Genomic DNA, 5,351 nt, shown 5'->3' on the forward strand with positions numbered 1-5,351 from the left:
CGATCCAGGGCAAGGGCATCACGCCCGACATCAAGGTCGACCAGCCGCTGCCGCCGGATCTGCAGGGCAGGGACCTGACCCGTGGCGAATCCGATCTCAAGGGCCACATCAAGGGCGCCGACGAGAATGCCAGCGGCTCGGGCTCGGCCGCCTATGTGCCGCCGGATCCGAAGGACGATCTGCAGCTGATCTATGCGGAACAGCTGCTGCGCGGCGAAAAGACCGACCCGTCCTTCCCGCCGAATCCGGACAAGGCCGTGCTGAACCAGTAAGGGCGGCCTGCCGGGGCGAACAGGCTCTGGCCGACCGACCGAAGCGATGCGATGCTGCCGGGACCGTAAGGTTCCGGCAGTTTGATTCGGGGACCAGGCGCACCGGGATGCGCCGAAGGTTTTGAATTTGCACGTGGCTGCTGCCGGCATCCGGTCGGTTTCGCCACGGGCTTGGGGACAAGGCTTGGCTGATACCGGCAAGGACATCGAACGCCCGCTGGGGCAGACGCTCCGGCCGCAACGTTCGGCTTCGCGCCGAATCAATCCCGCAATACTGGTTGCAGCGCTTGCCGTGCTGGCCGTGGTCGGCATTTCCGGCGCCATAGCGCTGCGAGAAAAGCCTTTCCGAAAGCCGCAGGAGATCGCTGTCTCGACACCGAAGCCGGCCCCGGCGCCGGCTCCCGCGACGACCCCTGCAACGGCGCCCGCGCCGCCAGTTGTGGCGACGGCGGCGCCGCAAGCCGGAGCGCCGATGAAGAGCGGAGGCCCGCAGATCATCCACGTGCAGACCGAAGAGGGCGACGGGCCGCCGAAGGCGTCGATCGTCATCCGCGACCCATCGACGCTCGGCCAGAACCTCAAGGTCGCGCATCTCCCCGACAGGGCGCTGATCGAGGCCAGCGACAGCGGCCCGCTGCCGATCCGCGGCGCCGACGGCCGGCGGCCGTTCGACGTCTATGCGCGGCCATGGTCGGGCGCGCGCGGCGCCCGCGTTGCGATCGTCATCGGCGGGCTCGCGGTCTCGCAGACCGGCACGCAGGCGGCGATCGCCAAGCTGCCGGCCGAAGTGACGCTGGCGTTCGCGCCGCAAGGCAACAGCATCGGGCGCTGGATGCAGGCCGCTCGGCAGAGCGGGCATGAGATCGTCATGCAGGTGCCGCTCGAGCCGTTCGACTACCCGAACGTCAATCCAGGACGCAATACGCTGACGGTATCGGCGAGCCCCGACGAGAACCTGAAAAACCTGCATTGGGCGCTGTCCAGGACGACCAACTACACCGGCGTCATGAACTACATGGGCGCGCGCTTTTCGGCGGACGCCACGGCGATGGGACCGTTCATGGCCGAACTCGGCAAGCGGGGGCTGGCCTATGTCGACGATGGCTCCTCGGCGCGCAGCGTGGCGTCCGATCTCGCGCAGAAGGATGGCGTGCCTTTCGTCGCCGGCGATACGGCGATCGATGCCGTGCAGGATCGCGGCGAAATCCTCAAGAAGCTGGACAGCCTGGAAGCGACGGCGCGTGCCAAGGGCTATGCGGTCGGCATCGGCTCGGCCTTCGACGTGACCGTCGACACGGTGGCCTCCTGGGTCGCGGAAGCGAAGAAGCGCGGCATCGAGATCGTGCCGATCTCGGCGGTAGCTATCGACCCGCAAAAAGGCTAACAGCCGTCTCGACAATTCTGTTCCGTCGGAAGCGAATTCCCAGAACGGCTGGTACCTGTCCAATGTCCAAGAAAACGATCGACCCCGAGACGCTACCTTATCGCCCCTGTGTTGGCCTGGTGATCCTCAATGGCGCCGGCCTGGTCTGGGTCGGCCATCGCATTGCCGAGCCGGATAGCGAGTTCTCGGGCGCGACCAAGCTCTGGCAGATGCCGCAGGGCGGCATCGACAAGGGCGAGGAACCGCTCGCGGCGGCTGAACGGGAGCTCTACGAGGAAACCGGCATGCGCAGCGTGTCGCTGCTCGCCGAGGCGCCGCACTGGATCAACTACGACCTGCCGGCGCATCTCGTCGGCGTCGCCTTCAAGGGGCGCTATCGCGGGCAGACGCAGAAATGGTTCGCCTACCGCTTCGAAGGCAATGAGGGCGAGATCCAGATCAATCCGCCACCCGGAGGTCACACCGCCGAATTCGATCAATGGGCATGGCGGCCGATGCAGGACCTGCCGGACCTGGTCGTACCGTTCAAGCGCGGGGTCTATGAGCAGGTCGTCGCGGCTTTCCAGCACTTGGTCCGATAGGCTGATCGCGATTGCCGCGCGGCGCGGTTCTCGCGCCGAACATGATCTTTTGCGACTTTTCCGGATCATGCGATATTGATTGTTGATGCAATGAGGGGGTCGCCATGAATGACGACACCGGGCGCGGTTCTTCGGCGGATGCCACCAGCCCTTCGACTGTGAGCGCGACGGCTGCCGGCGCCATCCTGACTATCGACCTCGGCGCCATCCGCGAGAATTATCGGCGGCTGAAAGCGCGGCTGGATGGGGCGCGCTGCGCCGGCGTGCTCAAGGCCGACGGCTATGGGCTCGGCGCGACGAAGGTCGCAACCGCGCTGATGAAGGAAGGTTGCGACGCCTTCTTCGTCGCCTTGCTGGGCGAAGGCATCGCGCTGCGCAAGGCGATCGGGCCCGGGCCGAAGATCCATGTGCTCAACGGTCTTCCGCCAGGCTCCGAGGCCGAAGCCGTCGCGGCGGAGCTCGTTCCGGTTCTCAACAGCACCTTTCAGCTGAAGGCCTGGCGGGAGATCGCGCTGGGCACCGGGCGAAGCCTGCCCGCGGCCCTGCAAGTCGACAGCGGCATGTCGCGGCTCGGCATGCCGCCTGCCGATGTCGAGGTGCTCGCGCAGGATCCTGGTGCTTTCGGCGGCATCGATGTGCGGCTCGTGATGAGCCATCTCGCCTGCGCCGACGAGCCGCGCCATCCCGCCAACGAACAGCAATGGCTCGAGTTCGAACGGCTGCGCAAGATGCTGCCCGAGGCGCCCGCCTCGCTCGCCAATTCGTCAGGCATTTTTCTCGGGCCGTTGTACCGCTACGACCTTGCCCGTCCCGGCGCTGCGCTCTACGGCATCAACCCGACGCCGGGCGAGCCCAATCCGATGGCTCCCGTCTTGCGGCTGGAAGCCAAGGTCGCGCAGACGCGCAGCGTCGGAAGGGGCGCCGGTGTCGGCTACGGCCACACTTTCCGTGCAGAGGGCCCAATGCGGCTGGCGACGATCTCGCTTGGTTATGCGGATGGCTGGCACAGGCGCGCCGCTTCAGCTGCCTGGTTCGACGGCGTTCGATTGCCCTTCGTCGGTCGCGTTTCGATGGATTCGATCATCCTCGACATTTCCGCGCTGCCGGCCGGCCGGCTGCAAGAGGGTGACCTCGTCGAACTGATCGGTCCGTCGCAAAGCGTCGACGACGCGGCCAGCCACGCCCACACCATCGGCTATGAAATCCTGACCAGCCTCGGCGCGCGCTTTCACCGCCGCTATGTCGGAGCATGATCGCCTTGCTTGACAAGCCGGCGCTTCTCGGCAAGGTTCCCGGCATGAGCAACCTCGCCCATATCAGAACCTTGTTCAGGGTCTGCCCCATCGCGGGAGCGTAGCCCCGGAGCGGCCACCCTTGTCGGTGGCCGCCTGAGCCGGGGCGTTTTGAAATCCAGACATTTTTCATCGAGCCAGTCAGCCCTCGCGGCTGTCGGCTTTCCCGCCGCCGTTGACCAGGCGGCTGTGTGCATCGTTCGCCGATGCGCCAGTTCATGAGGTTTTGCCATGCATGCAACAACACAATCGCGCTCCCGAAACTCCATCGTGGTCAGCAGCGCCGATCACGACCGGCTGAGCGGCCTTGCCCAAGCCTTTCTCGAGCGCACGCCCGAGATGGCCGAGGGTCTCCTCGCGGAAATGGACCGCGCCAGGATAGCGGCCGAGGCGGCGATGCCGGCCGATGTGGTGCGGATGGGTTCGACAGCAACGCTGCACGACAGCGAGGGAGCCGTGCAGCGCGTCACGCTCGTCTATCCGGGCGAGGCCGACATCGCGGAAAAGCGCATTTCCGTGCTCACGCCGCTCGGAACGGCGCTGATCGGCGCCCGCGCCGGCCGCACTGTCAGCTGGCGCAGCCGCGACGGCAGGGTTCTCACCGCCGCCATCGATGCCGTCGAGCAGCCGCCGGCCCGGAGCGCGCCATGACCGGGACGACTTACAGTCTGACGACGAAGGACTTCGCGGTTCTCGAGGTGATGCTGACGCGCCGGCGCGCCTTCGCGGACCCGATCGTGGCAATGCTCGAAGGCAAGCTTGCCGAAAGCAGCGTCGTTTCGATCGGAGCGGTCGAGCCCGACGTCGCGACGCTCAACAGCCGGGTGGTCTTCAGTGTCGACGGCGGTCCGGCCGAGACGCGGACGCTGCTGCAGGCCGAAGCTTCCGCGCCCGTTGGGTCCGGCCTGCCGATCGGCACCTGGCGTGGCCTCTGCCTGCTCGGCATGACGACCGGCCAGTCCGCGCTGGTCGAACGGCCCGACGGCAAAGCCGAGCGGATTGTGCTTGAGGATGTGGCTTATCAGCCGGAAGCCGCGCGGCGCCTCGTGCGGGAGAGGCACGCCGCCGCAGGACGGCCGGCGCATGGCCTCAGGCTTGTCTATAGCGCCGCAGCGGACCATTGGCCCCTTGGCGGGCGCAGCAAAATCCGGCAGACAGAAGGGGACGATCCGGGCCCTTCGGCGGCATGATCGGCCTTTGAGGAGTAGATAATAAATGAAAATTCTGGTGTTGGGCGGCGGCGTCATCGGTGTCACCACCGCCTACTTCCTTGCCGAGTCGGGCCACGAAGTGACCGTGATGGACCGGCAGCAAGGACCGGCGCTCGAAACCAGCTTCGCCAATGCCGGCGAAGTGTCGCCCGGCTATGCATCGCCATGGGCCGGCCCCGGTATTCCCGTCAAGGCGATCAAGTGGCTGTTGATGAAGCATGGCCCGCTGGTGGTGCGCCCGGCCTTCGATCTCAATATGTGGACGTGGCTCATCAAGATGCTGCGCAACTGCACGGCCGAGCGCTATGCGTTGAACAAGTCGCGCATGGTGCCGGTGGCCGAATACAGCCGCGATACGCTGAAGGCGCTGCGCGCCGCGACCGGCATCGCCTATGACGAGCGCGCCAAGGGCACGCTGCAGCTGTTTCGCAAGCAGAAGCAGCTCGACGGCACGGGCGGCGACGTCGAGGTGCTGAAGAAATACGGCGTTCCGTATGAACTTCTCGACCGGGACGGCTGCATCGCGGCCGAGCCAGCGCTGGCCGGCGTGCGCGACAAATTCGTCGGCGGCCTCAGGCTGCCCGGCGACGAGACCGGCGACTGCAAGATGT

The 5,351-nt window shown here is 66.5% G+C and carries 6 protein-coding genes and 1 pseudogene; all 7 read left to right on the forward strand.

Annotated features, from left to right (window positions below):
• Window positions 1–272, forward strand: a pseudogene (locus Q0L57_RS05430) (peptidase S41); the annotation flags it as partial.
• 184 nt (window positions 273–456) lie between these two features.
• Window positions 457–1,656, forward strand: coding sequence for a divergent polysaccharide deacetylase family protein (locus Q0L57_RS05435; protein WP_296739154.1), 1,200 nt, complete (start codon window positions 457–459; stop codon window positions 1,654–1,656).
• A 62-nt stretch (window positions 1,657–1,718) separates the two neighbouring features.
• Window positions 1,719–2,237: an RNA pyrophosphohydrolase gene (locus tag Q0L57_RS05440; RefSeq protein ID WP_296739157.1), complete on the forward strand. Its 519-nt coding sequence runs from the start codon at window positions 1,719–1,721 to the stop codon at window positions 2,235–2,237.
• 104 nt (window positions 2,238–2,341) lie between these two features.
• Window positions 2,342–3,490: an alanine racemase gene (alr, locus tag Q0L57_RS05445; RefSeq protein ID WP_296739160.1), complete on the forward strand. Its 1,149-nt coding sequence runs from the start codon at window positions 2,342–2,344 to the stop codon at window positions 3,488–3,490.
• A 270-nt stretch (window positions 3,491–3,760) separates the two neighbouring features.
• Window positions 3,761–4,180: a nucleoside diphosphate kinase regulator gene (gene rnk, locus Q0L57_RS05450; RefSeq protein WP_296739163.1), complete on the forward strand. Its 420-nt coding sequence runs from the start codon at window positions 3,761–3,763 to the stop codon at window positions 4,178–4,180.
• The gene (locus Q0L57_RS05455) at window positions 4,177–4,719 is read left to right on the forward strand and encodes a nucleoside-diphosphate kinase (protein WP_296739166.1); all 543 of its coding nucleotides are present in this window, start codon (window positions 4,177–4,179) and stop codon (window positions 4,717–4,719) included. Before rnk ends, Q0L57_RS05455 begins: the two co-directional genes overlap by 4 nt.
• 25 nt (window positions 4,720–4,744) lie before the next feature.
• Window positions 4,745–5,351, forward strand: a 607-nt coding sequence (locus Q0L57_RS05460; RefSeq protein ID WP_296739169.1) for an FAD-dependent oxidoreductase, incomplete at its 3' end; no start/stop codon positions are given.

Origin of the sequence: Mesorhizobium sp., assembly GCF_024509055.1 — a bacterium.
In the GTDB taxonomy this organism is placed as follows: Bacteria; Pseudomonadota; Alphaproteobacteria; order Rhizobiales; family Rhizobiaceae; genus Mesorhizobium.

What these genes read in the sequence shown, in the direction of transcription:
- Q0L57_RS05440 (WP_296739157.1), top strand. Translation starts at nt 1,719, where the DNA reads ATGTCCAAGAAAACGATCGACCCCGAGACGCTACCTTATCGCCCCTGT.
- alr (WP_296739160.1), top strand. Translation starts at nt 2,342, where the DNA reads ATGAATGACGACACCGGGCGCGGTTCTTCGGCGGATGCCACCAGCCCT.
- rnk (WP_296739163.1), top strand. Translation starts at nt 3,761, where the DNA reads ATGCATGCAACAACACAATCGCGCTCCCGAAACTCCATCGTGGTCAGC.
- Q0L57_RS05455 (WP_296739166.1), top strand. Translation starts at nt 4,177, where the DNA reads ATGACCGGGACGACTTACAGTCTGACGACGAAGGACTTCGCGGTTCTC.